Annotated in this window: 12 protein-coding genes and 1 pseudogene; 10 read left to right on the plus strand and 3 right to left on the minus strand. The window is 69.1% G+C overall.

Features of this window, described 5'->3' with window-relative positions:
• Both AC07A6_RS23210 and AC07A6_RS23215 read left to right on the plus strand, forming a co-directional pair.
• Positions 1–488 (plus strand): tachylectin-related carbohydrate-binding protein (locus tag AC07A6_RS23210; protein ID WP_478778353.1); only part of this gene is annotated, 488 nt, incomplete at its 5' end.
• 294 nt (positions 489–782) lie between these two features.
• Positions 783–1,310 carry a hypothetical protein gene (locus tag AC07A6_RS23215; RefSeq protein WP_478778354.1) on the plus strand — a complete coding sequence of 176 codons (528 nt, stop codon included), beginning with the start codon at positions 783–785 and terminating at the stop codon, positions 1,308–1,310.
• Positions 1,311–1,365: 55 nt separating this feature from the next.
• On the opposite strand, the gene AC07A6_RS23220 is transcribed toward AC07A6_RS23215, so the two are convergent.
• Positions 1,366–1,818, minus strand: coding sequence for an ATP-binding protein (locus AC07A6_RS23220; protein WP_478778355.1), 453 nt, complete (start codon positions 1,816–1,818; stop codon positions 1,366–1,368).
• A 241-nt stretch (positions 1,819–2,059) separates the two neighbouring features.
• Here AC07A6_RS23220 and AC07A6_RS23225 point away from each other — a divergent pair, with 241 nt between their 5' ends.
• From AC07A6_RS23225 to AC07A6_RS23255, 7 genes and pseudogenes are all read left to right on the plus strand, one after another.
• Positions 2,060–2,908 (plus strand): helix-turn-helix domain-containing protein, encoded by an 849-nt coding sequence (locus tag AC07A6_RS23225; protein ID WP_478778356.1) that lies wholly within the window; start codon positions 2,060–2,062, stop codon positions 2,906–2,908.
• Between the two features lie 10 nt (positions 2,909–2,918).
• Positions 2,919–3,119 (plus strand): DUF397 domain-containing protein, encoded by a 201-nt coding sequence (locus tag AC07A6_RS23230; protein WP_125813976.1) that lies wholly within the window; start codon positions 2,919–2,921, stop codon positions 3,117–3,119.
• A gap of 268 nt (positions 3,120–3,387) precedes the next feature.
• Positions 3,388–3,786 carry a hypothetical protein gene (locus AC07A6_RS23235; protein WP_362471507.1) on the plus strand — a complete coding sequence of 133 codons (399 nt, stop codon included), beginning with the start codon at positions 3,388–3,390 and terminating at the stop codon, positions 3,784–3,786.
• A 54-nt stretch (positions 3,787–3,840) separates the two neighbouring features.
• Entirely contained in the window at positions 3,841–6,465 is a 2,625-nt protein-coding gene (locus AC07A6_RS23240; RefSeq protein WP_478778357.1) for a hypothetical protein, read from the plus strand.
• Between the two features lie 11 nt (positions 6,466–6,476).
• Positions 6,477–7,337 (plus strand): immunity 49 family protein, encoded by an 861-nt coding sequence (locus AC07A6_RS23245; protein WP_362467611.1) that lies wholly within the window; start codon positions 6,477–6,479, stop codon positions 7,335–7,337.
• A 6-nt stretch (positions 7,338–7,343) separates the two neighbouring features.
• Entirely contained in the window at positions 7,344–8,204 is an 861-nt protein-coding gene (locus AC07A6_RS23250) for an immunity 49 family protein (RefSeq protein ID WP_478778358.1), read from the plus strand.
• A 494-nt stretch (positions 8,205–8,698) separates the two neighbouring features.
• Positions 8,699–9,265 (plus strand): annotated as a pseudogene (locus AC07A6_RS23255) (DNA alkylation repair protein); the annotation flags it as partial.
• 14 nt (positions 9,266–9,279) lie between these two features.
• Here the strand turns inward: AC07A6_RS23255 and AC07A6_RS23260 are convergent.
• Both AC07A6_RS23260 and AC07A6_RS23265 read right to left on the minus strand, forming a co-directional pair.
• Positions 9,280–10,863, minus strand: a complete 1,584-nt coding sequence (locus tag AC07A6_RS23260) for a hypothetical protein (protein WP_478778359.1) — start codon at positions 10,861–10,863, stop codon at positions 9,280–9,282.
• A 331-nt stretch (positions 10,864–11,194) separates the two neighbouring features.
• On the minus strand, positions 11,195–12,178 hold the full coding sequence (locus AC07A6_RS23265; protein ID WP_478778360.1) for an FUSC family protein: 984 nt from the start codon (positions 12,176–12,178) through the stop codon (positions 11,195–11,197).
• A 279-nt stretch (positions 12,179–12,457) separates the two neighbouring features.
• Here AC07A6_RS23265 and AC07A6_RS23270 point away from each other — a divergent pair, with 279 nt between their 5' ends.
• Positions 12,458–13,315 (plus strand): hypothetical protein, encoded by an 858-nt coding sequence (locus AC07A6_RS23270; RefSeq protein WP_478778361.1) that lies wholly within the window; start codon positions 12,458–12,460, stop codon positions 13,313–13,315.
• Positions 13,316–13,323 lie beyond the last annotated feature (8 nt).

Below are 13,323 nucleotides of genomic sequence, written 5' to 3' on the forward strand. Positions count from 1 at the left end.
GCTGGGGCAGCGCCAGACTCATCACCAGCGGCGGCAACGGAACCCTCTACGTCGTCGACGAAGACGGCCGCCTCACGTTCTTCCAGGACCTGAACCGCGACGGAACGAACAACCCCGACGGATCCACCGGCTGGTCAGGCACATCCGGCAACCAGATCGGCCAAGGCTGGGGCAGCGCCAGACTCATCACCAGCGGCGGCAACGGAACCCTCTACGTCGTCGACGAAGACGGCCGCCTCACGTTCTTCCAGGACCTGAACCAAGACGGAACGAACAACCCCGACGGATCCACCGGCTGGTCAGCCTCATCCGGCAACCAGATCGGCCAAGGCTGGGGCAATGTCAGGCGGATCGTCAGCGGCGGGGACGGAGTCATCTACGCCGTCCGCGACGACGGGGCCCTGCTGTTCTTCCAGGATCTGAACCGCAACGGTTCGCAGGGCTGGTCGACGACGTCAGGCAACCAGATCGGCCGAGGCTGGCCGTGATCGGCCGGCAGACACGTACCCACGCCATTACGCCACACCTGCCGGTCCGGGTCCGGGGAACCTCGTGAACCCGGCCCGGCCAGCGAAGACAATGCATTGACCACACACTTGCTCGGATACCCCTGCGCCGCCTGTGACTGACGTACCCCCGCGTTATCCGCAAAAGACCTGCAACCAGGCCGAATCCCCCCTTCAGGCCCAGACCCGACTTCGGAACGATGAGTCCCGCGACTCAGCGGCCGCCGCCACGAGCAACGGCCGCCCGGCTGTCGAAGCAGAAGAAGGGGAACACCCATGTCACCGCGCAAGATCCTCGCGACGATGACCGCCACCGCGGCCCTGATAGCGGGCCCGGTCCTGACCGCCGAAGCCTCCACGACGACCGCCTTCTCCCAGCAGACCCGCGCCGCCGGCCTCACGGCCGCGCAGACCGCCGGGCTCCAGCGGCAGGTCGACGCCTTACTCGCGTCGGACCCGTCGGCCCGCCAGGTCTCGGCGAACAAGCTGTCCACCGCCGGCGGCACCGTGGTCCTGCGGGCCCCGGGCCAGACCGAGACCCGCGACCTCGCCTCCCCGGACACGGCGCTGGCCTGTAACAACGGCCACCTGTGCATCAAGGACGGCAACGGCAACAACTACGACTACTACCGCTGCGGTTACTACGACTTCAACGGCGTCGGCAACGGCACGTTCAACAACAACCAGACCTCCGGGACGCGGGCCCGCTTCTACAACAGCGACGGCAGCGAGCGCTGGTCGAACGTGGCCAAGGACACCGGCACGGCGAACTGGACCCCGGTCTACCACATCCGCCCCTGCTGAGACGCTCCGCTCCGCTGACGAGGCCGCCCGATCCCGCCCGCGGGGCCGGGCGGCCTCACCCCGTCTCCGCCACCGCCCCCGCCACCGCGAAGCCGAACCACACCACCTTGACGCAGTCCCCCTGGGCCACGGCCGCCCAGTCGTCGGCGGTGGCGGCGACGAGCGCGAGGCCCCGCCCGTCGGTGGCCATCACCCCGCGCCCCCGACCCTGCTCGGGCCACCGCTCGGGCGCGCAGTCGTAGACGTAGACGGTGACCCGCCCCCCGAGCAGGGCCACCTCGACCGCGATCTCGGGGGAGTCGGTGTGCCGGTGCGCGTTGGTGACGACCTCGGACACGCACAGCCGGGCCCGCTCCCCCACCTCCGCCCCGCACCCGGCACTCCGCAGCACGGCCACGACCCAGTCCCGGGCGACCCTGACGGCCTCGGCCCTGCTGGGCGCGACCATCCGGTAGGTGAGCCCCTCCGCCGGTACGGGCCAGTCATGTCGTAATGCGCTCGCGTTCATCGTGGTCTCTCCCAACCCAGACGAATTCGAAGCCGGTTCCGTACGACCGTGTCCCTGGCCATCCGTTCGCCCCAACAGGCGTCCGGAAAGCTGCACTTCGGTCAGCCACCGGCTGTCCCAGCCATCGGAACGTAGGGCACAACATTGGGACGGCGCAACAGTGGGACGGCCGTAACATCCGTTTGAGTGGACCCCGGACCGCAGCGAGCGGCACACTCGTACCGGACGAGATGGAGGGGTCATGCCGCCAAGGAGCTATCCGACCGCCCGCCAAAGGCGATTGGGCGCCGAGTTGCGCAAACTGCGCGAGAAGGCCGGCATGAACGGCGCCACCGCAGCCGCCTACTTGGGCGGCGAACGCGCCCAGATCAGCCACATCGAATCGGGCCGCTACGGCGTGAGCGACGAGCGCGTTCGACGCCTGGCCTCCCACTATTCGGCGAGTGACAAGCACCTCGTCGACGCGCTGGCAAGCATGGCCGAGGAGCGCGGCAAGGGCTGGTGGGACGAGTACCGGGGACGCCTGTCACCCGGCTTCCTCGATGTGGCCGAGCTTGAGTTCCACGCCACGTACATCCGCATCATCCAGATGCTGTACGTCCCGGGGCAGCTCCAGACCGAGGCCTACGCCCGGAGCCTGATCCGCAGCGGCATGTCCGACCTGCCGGCCAACGAACTGAACACGCGCGTCGAGCACCGGATGAGGCGCCGCGCCATCTTCGACCGCCCCCGCCCCACCCCGTTCGAGGCCTTCATCCACGAAGCCGCCCTGCGCATGCGGTACTGCGACGCAGAGGTCATGCAGGAGCAACTCACCTTCCTGGAGAAGGTCTCCCACTGGCCATCGGTCACCGTGCGCCTGATCCCCTTCGACCGGCAGATCACGGGCTCCGTGCATTCGATGCTCTACGCAGGCGGCGCCATCCCGGCGCTCGACACCGTCCAGATCGACAGCGCCTTCGACGGCGGATTCCTGGACGCAGAGGCTCAGCTCGCCAAGTACCGAGGGTTGCTCGAATCCATCGAGTCGATCTCGCTCGGTCCGGAGGAGTCGAGAGAACACATTCACCGCATCGCTCAGGAAGTGTGAGTCAAGGCGCATGACCGACGGAATCAAGTGGCAGAAGTCCTCGTTCTCGGGACCGGACGACAACCAGAGCTGCGTTGAGCTGGCGCCCGTCGCCGGCGCGATCAAGATGAGGGAGAGCGACGACCCGCACGTGATCGTGACCACGACGGTGGAGAAGCTGCGCGCGTTCATCCTCGGAGTCAAGGCCGGCGAGTTCGATCACCTGATCTGACGAATCTCGACTATCAGCGCCCCTCATCCCCGCAGGTGAGGGGCGTTCGGCATACACCGGTGCAACTTTGGGACGGCACACCATTGCGACGGCCACCTTCGTAACGCTACCGTCGCTTTGCGTCACGGGATTCGCCCGCCAGGCGACGTGTCGTGACGCAACTCCCGCCAACTATGCGCCAGTTGGCGGGAAGCGTCACCGTCGCCCCCTCCCACCGCTCGTCACGGTCCGGAGGGGGCGACCCCCAGCAACGGCAGGAGAGCCGTACATGCCCGCGCGCCCCCTCCCCCTGGACCACACCGTGGCAATCCGCACCGGGTACTGGTTCGAGGCCCTCTGCTACCGCGACGCCCGCGACCGGCCCCCCGAACTCCTCGACCGCGCCATGCTGGACACCCCCGAAGAGGCCGTCCGCCGCATCCGCCTCCAGATCCGCACCGCACACCCCTTCGCCCTCTCCCCCACGGAAGTGCACCGCGCCCTCACCTGGGCCGACGACGGCGGCCGCATCCACACCCTCGCCGCCCTCCACCGCGGCGAAACCGCCGGCTTCAGCATCGTCCTGCGCGGCGGCCTGCGCCCCGAATGGCGCGTCCGCCCCGTCGACTACCTCTCACTCACCCCGACCCCCACGGGAACCATTCGCATTTGTGTTCGCGTCACTTGACGAGTAGACAGGACCGCTCGCGAACAACGCTCGACTTCGGGGGACGGAGTAACAGTGGCCGACCACGTACCGATCAATCCGTGCACGATCCCGCAGTTCACGGGTGACCTGGACGCGCTGGAGCAGGACCACGCGGCGATCACGGCGGCTGCGGGCACGTTCCGCACCGCCGGCTCGAACGTCGACAGCGAGTTCCAGGGCCTGTCCGCGTTCTACGCCGCCCCCGAAGCCGCGCAGCTGTTCGCGACGACCAAGCCGGTGAAGACGGACAGCGACTTCTTCGCCGACCAGCTGGAATCGGCCGCGAAGGCGCTGGGCGAGTACGTCACCGAGGCCCGTCCGATCGTGGCGCGCCTGAAGGCGCTCCAGGCGAAGGCGACGACCTTCACCAACAAGATCGCCGGGGACGAGCACTGGAAGGACGACGGGAAGAAGATCGATGAGAACAACGATCTGATCCACGACGTCAACGCGGCCGCCGAGGCCTTCTGGGCGGCGGAGCGCACCTGTGCGAACAAGATCCGTGCCCTGTACTGCGCCCCGCCCTTGACCGTCAACGACGGCTCCAACGGGGCGAACATGTACGGCTACAAGGCGGAGGACCTGAACAAGGTCCAGGACCTGCCGTGGGGTTCGCAGCTGGAGGAGACCCACCGGGCGTGGGAGGTCGGCTACTGGGTCAAGTCCTTCGTGTGGGACGGGATCATCGTCGACGGGATCTGGGGCACCATCCGGGGCCTGGGCACCCTGGTCGGCGTCGACGGCTGGGACGCCGCAGGGCAGGCCTGGACGGGCCTGGCCAAGCTGGCCACGGGCCTCGCGATCACCACCATTCCCGGCGTCGGCACGGCGTTCTGGATGGCGGACGACAAGCAGCTGCCGGGCTGGCTGAGGGACTCCCGCACGGCGATGAAGGAGACCGGCAAGGCGTTGGTGGCGTGGGACGAGTGGGGCAAGAACCCCGCCCGCGCAGCCGGTGCGGTCACTTTCAACGTCCTGACCACGGTCTTCACCGGCGGCGCCGGCACCGCAGCCAAGACCGGCGGGATCGCGAAGGTCCTGTCGGTCGCGGGCAAGGCTGGCAAGATCATCGACCCGATCACCTACATCGGCAAGGCCGGCTCCCTGGCCAAGCTGAAGATCGGTGAGCTGTTCGCGAACCTCGGCAAGGTCGACGGGGCGTTCCCGAAGATCGACGATGTGGTGTGGAAGGACCTCCCGAAGGCCGACGCGCCGGGGGTGAAGTTCCCGCACCCGGACGACACGGTCCAGCTCACCGACGACGCGCTCGGCCGGCCGCAGTACTTCGACAAGGTCACCAACCAGCTCCTGGACCACAAGGGTCTGCCCAAGCAGGACCTGACTTCGGTCCCGAAGGGCGTCGACCACCCCCTGGCCGAGGTCCCCAAGCGGCAGGAGGTCCCGGTCGGCGTCGGCGCCCACACCGCGGACGTCACCTCCCACACCCCCGGCGGGACCGCGTCCCACACGCCGGGCGGGGCTGCGTCCCACACCCCGGGCGGCACCGCCGACAACATGCCGCACAACAGCCACACCGAACCCGGCGGCGGCACCGGAGGTCGTGGCAACACCGACACCACCCCCACCGGCGGCGGCATCCCCCACCAGGGCAGCGGCATCCCCGACAACCTCGGGCACGACCCGTCCCCCGGCGGCGCGGGCCACGGCGGCGGCGACCACGGGACCGGCAATGGTGGAGGCGCGGGCGGCCACGGCACCGGCGGCGACGGCCCGACGACGCCCGGCCACGGCGAGCGCCCGCCGCTCCCCCCGCACCGCGACAACCCGCACGACTACACGACCGCCGAACGCAAGCAGATCATGGAGTACCAGGTCCACCGGGCCAACGACCCGACCGACGGCTACCGCAAGCAGTACTACAACAAGCTCGGCCACCGCCTGCGGGTCGTCGGCGACCACACCGGGCTGGTCCCGCCGCAGCTGGTCGAGGTCTCGCCGGGCAAGTGGGTTCCGAAGTCGGAGCTGCCGCCGCCGGTCCCCCCGAACTACCTGGACGACGCGAAGCCGGTCGCGCACGACGAAGCCCCGGTCACCAAGGAGATGACCGAGAAGCTCGACAAGGCGGCCAAGGAACGCTGGGACGCCATGCAGGCGGACAAGCAGCCGCACACGGACTACCGGGACGCCAAGGCGGCCCACAAGCTCGCGCCCACGGACGAGACCAAGCTCGCGATGGAGCAGGCCAGGGCGCACCACAAGCCGTTCCACGAGGCACTCTCGAAGAAGAGCGAGACGTTCGGCGAGATGATCGCCCGCGAGCACGCGATACCGAAGGAGTTCCCGGGCGCCAAGGAGGAGAAGGTCTACGGCCCGGCCAACGGCAACGACCAGTTCGACCAGGTCTACAAGCACGGCGACCGGTACGTGGTGGTCGAGGCCAAGAGCAACGTCGACACCGAACTCGGCGAGCGGCGCATCGGCGCCGACCGGGTGTCCCAGGGCACGCGCGCGTACTTCCAGGACATCCTCAAGCAGATGGAGAAGCGCGCCAAGGACAACCCGTTGGAGAAGCCGCTCTTCGACAAGCTCGACGCGGCCTTCAAGGCGGGCAAGATCGACTATGTGGTGGTCAAGGGCGCCGATAACACCGGAACGTACACCGGCCATACGATCCAACGGTTCGACATCAGCAAGTGACAGGGGAAGACATGACGGTCATCGTGGAAAGCCACGCCCGGCCCGAGCCCAAGAGCGCGGACTGGGTCAGGAGCCAGGACGAGCGGCTGGTCAAGAACATCGACGAGCTCGGCACACTCCCGCGCGAACTCGACCGGGTCTGGGGCCAGGCAGACCTGCACGTCCAGTCCCGCACCCTCGTCGACCCGACGGCTGCCGAGCTGCCGACGTGGGAGACGGTGGTCGACGCCGCCCAGCTGGGCCTGGCCCTCTTCCGTACGGCGGGGATGACCGAGGGCACGACCCAGTGCCGCATCCACCATGCGATGCGCACCCTGCCCGCGACGGGCCCCAACCACGCCGCGCGCTCCTCGGCCTGGGTCCAGGCGTTCTGGTACGCGATCATCACCCGCGACCAGCCGAAGATGACCGAGCTCTGCGAGCTCCCGATCGACGTCCTGCGCGCCGCGGGCGCCGACCACGACGACTTCCTCTACCACTGGGTCGCCACCCTCCAGGCCTACTGGCTCAAGCGCCCGGAACTCGTGGAGGAGCTCACCGCCACCTTCGACCGCTCACACCCGGACGTCGCCGTCATCGCGGGCCGCGAGTACATCCAGCACATCGCGTACCCGCCGATCAACCTCTTCTACAAGTTCCTCCGCAAGGACGAAGAGGGCTTCCACCTGGCTCTCGTCGAGGCCCTGGAACTGCACAAGCAGTACTGGACGGCCACGCCGGAACGCACCGGGGACATCGAGGGCCGAGTGCCGATCGCGGTCCTCGCGATCGCCTGCCTCGCCTACGACGGCGGAATCCCGGTGAACGTCCAGTCCCCGTACCTCCCCGAGCACCTCCTCAAGCGCTCCTGGCTCGGCGAGTTCGAGGTCTGAGTCGCGATGACCGTCTTCGTGGCCGGACATTCCGAGCCGAGGCCCACCAGCGCCGCCTGGGTCAACCGGATCGGTGAGGATCTGATCAAGGAGATCGACGCCCTCGCTGCGACACCGCGGAAGCTCAGGACAGCTTGGAAGGACGCCACCTTCAATGTCAGGGCCCGGTTCCGCGTGGACCAGCAGGGCGCTGAGCTCGGGACGTGGGAGGCCGTGGTCGATGCGGCCCAATTGGGATCCGCCATCTTCCGTACGGCTGGGATGACCGAGGGAACCACCGAGGTGCGCATCCACCACGAGATGCGCACCCTGCCGGCGGTGGGGCCCTCTTCGGATGCGAACGCACAGGCATGGATCGAGGCGTTCTGGTACGCGATCATCACCCGCGACCAGCCGAAGATGACCGAGCTCTGCCAGCTCCCGATCGACGTCCTGCGCGCCTCGGGCGCCGACCACGACGACTACCTCTACCACTGGGTCGCCACCCTCCAGGCCTACTGGCTGGGGCGCCCCGAACTGGTACCGGAGTTGACCCTGACGTTTCAGCGGTCCCACCCCAACGTCGCCGTCATCGCCGGGCGTGACTACATCCAGCAGGTCGCCTACCCGCCGATCAACCTCTTCTACAAGTTCCTCCGCAAGGACGAGGAAGGCTTCCACGCGACGCTGCTGGAGGCCCTGGAGCTCCACAAGCAGTACTGGACGGCCACACCCGAACGCGCCAACGACATCGACGGCCTTGTACCAATCGGTGTCCTCGCCGTCACCTGCCTCGCCCACGACGCCGGCATCCCCGTCAACGTCGAGTCCCCCTACCTGCCCGAGCACCTCCTCAAGCGCTCCTGGCTCGAAAAGTCCGAGGTCTGATGCCCACGGACCACGCCCCCCTCCTCCAGGAATGGCACGACGGAAACCACGCGAACGCGCGCGGCATAGCGGACATGCTCGGAGTGGCCCCCGAGACCTACGCGGCCGACCCGCTGACCCTGATCCCGGCCCTCCAGGACTACGTGGACCGAGCCCCCCTCGACGAGTTCGAGCAGTCGGACTGGATCACGTTCCGCTGCGACCTGGTCTCGTACCTCGCGGATGTGATCATCCGGCGCCACGGCGCCGCCTGGCGCATCGCCGACGATCCCCGACACCCGCGCGGGTACTGCTACGTGCTCGAAGCCCGCGGCCAGGACGGCAACGTCCACCGCGTGGACCCCTTCGACGTGATCGCCCTCGAACTCCGCGAGCCGCGCATCGAAATCATCAGCCTGATCACGACCGCCGAATACACTCTGCACCTGTGCCCTGAATTCCTGCGCGCCGAAGCGAAGACCGGAAATCCGCCGACGCCCCAGCTCGCCGCCGTCATGGCCGAGCTCGCGGACCTCGAAGACCCGAAGATCCGCGCCGTGAACGAGCGCCACGGCGACGACCACGGCGTGAACCTCACCAAGCTGCGCGCGATCGCCAAGCGCCTCAAGACGCAGCAGGACCTCGCCCGCGAGCTCTGGGCCACCGACAACAGCGCCGCCCGCCTCCTGGCACTCCTCATCTGCCGCCCGAAGGCGTACGACCGGGCCGAGCTCGACGCCATGCTGCGCGAGGCCCGCACCCCCAAGGTGCACGACTGGCTCGTCGGCAACGTCGTCAAGAAGAGCCCGCACGCCGAGGAGCTGCGCCTGGCCTGGTTCGCCGACCCGGACCCGGTGGTCGCGAGCGCCGGCTGGGCGCTGACGACGGACCGGGTGGCGAAGAAGCCGGAGGAACTCGACCTCCCCGGCCTCCTGGACCTCATCGAAACGCACATGAAGGACGCCCCGGACCGCCTCCAGTGGGCGATGAACCACTGCCTCGCCCAGATCGGCATCGAGCACCCCGGACACCGCGCCCGCGCGATCGCCATCGGCGAGCGCCTGGAGGTCCTGAAGGACTACCGTTCCTAGCGATGTTAGCCACTGTTGGCCGGATCGCCGCGAACCGGGCTTGCCGGTTGTCTCCCCGAACGGTCTTGGGAAACGGGGAACAGCACGAGCTGGTCGCTTCGATCCCGGCAGGTCTTGTCGCCCTGGTGGGGCGTGCCTGTGGTCCTTGGCGGGCTCGCGGTCCCGCACGCCCTCGGGCGGGGCACGGTCTGGCCGGTAGCTCTCCGCAACACGATCCTCTGGTCGTGTGCGGTCACACCTGGCCGACGCCGTGCCCCGTGTCCGAGGGCGCGCCTGCCGATCGCCACTGCGGCCGCGTGATGGCCGGTGACGACGACGGTCTTCGACTGCTGCTGAAGTGGGGCCTTCCAGTACTGGCCGCCCCAGCGGGATGTGTAGGCGGGATCGACCGCAACGACGACAAGCCCCGCGTGGTAGGCCATGCCGCGCACGCGCTCCCGGAAGCGGGCGGTGGGCAGTCCGGCGACCGTGCGGCGAAAGGCCTTGCCGCGTCTGCCGCGGCCCATGGTTTCGCGGCCGGTAGCGCGGGCGTCGTCGAAGCCGAGGTTTTCGATCGCCAGACCGGCGCAGCCGTTCGCCTTGGCGAGGTGGATGAGTTCGCTGATCGCCTGCCGCAGTCGTCCGTCGCGCTGTGATGCAGGTCCGGTCAGGCTGGCGGGGACGGTGAAGGGCCGGCCCACCGGGTTGCCGTGCGCGTCGATGACGCATGCGGCGAGGTGGCCGGCGTTGAGGTCCACGGCCAGCAGCCGCACACCGGCGGCTGCCAGCTCCACCGGGGTGGGCGGAACCGTTTTCGAGGTGGACCAGGACGCGTCGAGATGCCAGCGGCCACGTTCGGGGTCGTGGGTGATGTCGTAGCGCACGGCCCGGTGGGCGGTGACCCGGTCCAGCCACTCGCCCCGGCGGTGGTTGAAGATGACGGTGCAGGCGAGGCGATAGCGGCCCCGTGGCGCGTTCGCCAGGTGCCGCAAGGGCTCGGGAAGCACGATCGAGACCGTGCCGCAGGCCGGGTCCACACTGATCGTGTAGTTCCCGAACGGGGCCCCCGACTCCCCGTCGGCAGTCAGGAACAGGCGGGCCGCCTCCCACCGCTCCCGCCACCCGGATTCACCGAGACCGGCCTCCGTGAGGTGGTGCCGCACCTTGGCGAGCCGCCTGCCGCCTACGACGACCGCCGGACGCCCGGCCTCGATACGGGCCTCCACGTCGGCCAGGCGCGCGGTGAGCACCTGCAACCGGCGCTGCTTCTGCGCACGTTCGGCCGGGCTCGGATAGCCGCGGACACCGCCCGCACGCTGCCCGCACGGCACCGCCAGACGCTGACGGATCCCGGCGATGGCCCGGCGCAGGGAGGCCCGCTCATCGAACAGGCACCGCAGGGAGAGCTGGTACTGGTCCTCACTCGCGCGGGTGATCGCCCCCGCCCAACGCGATGACGACACCTTCGTCAGCGCCCGCTTGCGCTCCGCCCGCCGATTCTCCTTCACCGCCACCCTGCCGATCCGCACCCGCTCAGCAAGATCGGCACGAGCGCACCCGCCCAGATGCCCGCCAACGACCCGCAAGACCCGAGCATCCTCAGCGGACACGCGCAGACGATCCCTGATCCGCGCACCCGCAGGAGCAGACACGGTGAACGGCGCAGCCAACGCACGCAGCACACGCTTCGGCTCCCGCTTTCCCCCACCGCGCGCCACCGGCCACCCCCTCCCCATCCCCTACACCAGCACGGACGTTCCCCACTCAGACTGACGTCTCACAGAAGCCACCGCGCCTGCAACGCCTCCCGTTCACCCATACGAGGCAGCCAACCGCCAGCCACGGCCAACAACCCAATCAACTGCTGGCCACCCGACCTCCCCGGGCTGCACCTCCCCGTACGCCCCCGTCTGGATCGGAGAAATGGTCCGCCGGGCCTCGTCAGCAGCCCCCTAGCGAGTCCAGCATCCGTACGAGCGGCCGCCGCAGCGCCACCGCGACGGGGCTGGAATCCGTACGCGCGTACTCGGCCAGGGTGGCCCGGGCAGCGCCCGCCCCCGGCCCCGGATCCACACCACGCAACGCATCCTCGACGACCCGCACCACAAGGTCCGCGAGCGCCGCCAGCTGCTCCCGCGCCCGAGCCAGGTCGGCCGCCAGCTCCTCCCGGCCCGCGAACGCGGCGACCTCCCCGGCCAGCACCACCACCTCCCCGGCGGCCCGGTCGACGCCGGCGATCCCGCGCGCCCGGACCCGTACGTCCTCCCGATGCCGCCACCGCACCGGGTTGAACCGCATCGCCCGCTCCGCCTCCCGCGCCCGGACGGCGGCCCCGTGCACGGCTTCGGCATGGGCGGTCACGAGACTGAGGTTGTCCCGCGCGGCCCCCTGCCCCCCACCCAGCACGGCGGCGGTCCCGCCCAGGGACCGGCTCACCCGCACCCGGCAGTCCTCGGCGATCCCGGCCAGCGCCCGGTACGGATCGGGCGGCCACAGCAGCGGCGCGAGCCCGACGGTCACCACCGCGCCGGCCACCGTCTCCCACACCCGGTGCCAGGCGTACGCGTCCGGCGACGTGCTGGCGAACACCAGCAGCGAGGACGCCGCCACCTGGATGTTCAGCCCGCCCGAGGCCCGCAGGAACATCCCGACCCCGAGCCCCAGCGCCACCACCACCGCCAGCGCGGCGGTCGAGGGCCGCAGCCAGTTCACCACCGCGATCCCGATCAGCACCCCGGCCACCACCCCCAGCGACCGCTGCACGGAAGCCCCGAGCGCCGTCACCGGATCCCCGCGCAAGGCCACGAGCGGCACGACGGCGGCGTACACGGGCGGCTGATCGGCCCCGAGCCACAAGGCCACCTGCCAGGCGACGACAACGGTCACCACGATCCGCGCCGCCGCGCCCATCTCCCCCCGGGGCACCCGCCCTGCAACCCACTCCCTCACACCGCCCAACGCAACCCCTGACCCATCGGCACCCAAAGCCCCCAGCGTCCGCCGCCCACCCACCCCATTTCCGCCATTGGGCCGAACGCGGCATGTCCGGATCAGGTCAACCACCAACGCTTTCCGGCCCTAACTCCTCCGTAACGCATTTCGAATTCACGTTCGCAACAGCAGGCCGGTAGAAAGAGCCCCACACGTAGATCGATCCGACATCCCTCCGAGAATGTTCGCCCTATACCGGGAGTATCACCCTTGATGCACGGCTTCCTGACCGCCGGTCCGGCACAACCCGAGGTCATCGCCCGCCTGCTGGCCCGCATTTTCAGCACCCCCCTCGAATCGGTCGACGTTTACGCCGATGGAGAAATGGAGGAGCGTAACTGGGATGCACAGGTGACGTGCGAACATGCCGTATTCCAGAGCGGCGATTGCCAGGCCCAGCTGGTCGTATACGTCGATGATGATTTTCCCGTGCAGCTTTCCGAAGCAGACCTGGCCGCACAGCTTGCACAGACCCTGAACACCCCGGTCCTCATCTCATGGGGAACTTTGCCCTGGATGTACGAAGTGGTCACAGCCGAGGGGGACAGGACCTTCGCAAGGGTGGAGGGCCTCGAAGAAGGCCAGGACGGGGTTCGTGTCTACGCCACGCAAGAACCCGTGACTGCCTTCCCCCAGGCGACGGTGGAATGGTTCCCAGAGGCTGTTCGCGATCTCGCCACACCGACACCGGTGGCGGATGAGCTCTTCCCCGAGGCCGACCGGCGCAGCCCGGCGGGTGAAGTCAGAGCACTGGTGCGCCTTTGGGAAAGGCTGCTGTCTCGGATGGCCTCAGGCTGGCCGCCATCACGGTGGTACGGAGCGGACATGTACAGCGGAGATCTGGAGAACCGGGACCGGCTGGGCCTCGCAGCCGAGGCGCTCACCGCCGAGGATCGGGCAGCAGCACTCGCCGCGATGGAGGCATTGGACACCAGGTTTCGGGCTCAGACGGTCGACGACGCTGGGGCTGCACTTGCGGTGGCACTCGGAAAAGCGGAGGAGGATTTCCGCACCCCACAGTGGTATTGGCGTCGCAGGCCGCCTGCGCTGCCGTGGTCAGCGAGCGTGTGAGGCCGGGT

The organism is Streptomyces sp. NPDC044002 (assembly GCF_056434525.1).